Here is an 827-nt window from a genome sequence, read left to right as displayed (position 1 = left end):
GGAGTGCTGTCGAAGCTCGCGTTATGCGTTCGTCAATGGTAGAAACAATGCAGGAGACCTACGTCCAGATGGCACGGGCGAATGGCCTCTCGAACCGCAGTGTTGTCCTCAAGCATGCGCTTCGAAACGCTATCTTACCCGTCGTGACATTACTAGGACTCCGGCTCGGCTGGGTCATTGCGAGTGGGGTTGTCCTTGAGATTGTCTTCTCACGCCCTGGTGTAGGGCGGCTGATGGTCAACAGTATCTTCGGCCGAGATTACCCAGTTGTTCAGGGTATCCTTCTCATTCTCGCAGCGGCGATAATGTTTGGGAATCTGCTTGCAGACGTACTCTACAGCGTTGTTGACCCACGAATCAGGTACGACTAATATGTCCGAAAGTGAACTCAATATCGACTGGAACGAGCTCGAAGAGCACTGGGCAGACGAATTAGACTCTTTTGAGTCACGTACTGCTCAGTGGGACCGCATCAAGACCGTCTTACACCGGCTCAAACGTCATAAGCCAGCCGTATGCGGTGCGTTCGTCACTAGTCTCATCCTCGCAACAGCTATCTTTGCACCATTCGTTGCGCCGTATGAACCGTCCGAACAGGACCTCACGAACACACTGGCTCCCCCATCAAGTGAACACCTTCTAGGGACAGATGCCTTTGGACGAGACATCCTCTCACGGATTATATACGGATCGCGGATCTCGTTGCAAATCGCAATCACAGCCGTTGGCGTCGCACTTGGGATAGGTGTTGCACTTGGTGCGCTCGCAGGCTACTATGGCGGGTGGATTGATACTGCTATCCAGACTGCAGTAGACATCACGTGGTC

General features: G+C 53.2%; 2 protein-coding genes. Both read left to right on the top strand.

What is annotated here, in order from left to right; genetic code table 11:
• A partial coding sequence (locus DVK06_RS16745; protein WP_147438149.1) for an ABC transporter permease occupies positions 1-371 on the top strand: 371 nt, incomplete at its 5' end.
• Between the two features lies 1 nt (position 372).
• Positions 373-827 (top strand): ABC transporter permease (locus DVK06_RS16740; RefSeq protein ID WP_147438148.1); only part of this gene is annotated, 455 nt, incomplete at its 3' end.

This window comes from Halorubrum sp. Atlit-28R, from assembly GCF_003665955.1.
GTDB lineage: Archaea > Halobacteriota > Halobacteria > Halobacteriales > Haloferacaceae > Halorubrum > Halorubrum tropicale.
The sequence above is the reverse complement of the archived record's forward strand: the minus strand, read 5'-3'. Positions and strand labels throughout refer to the sequence as shown.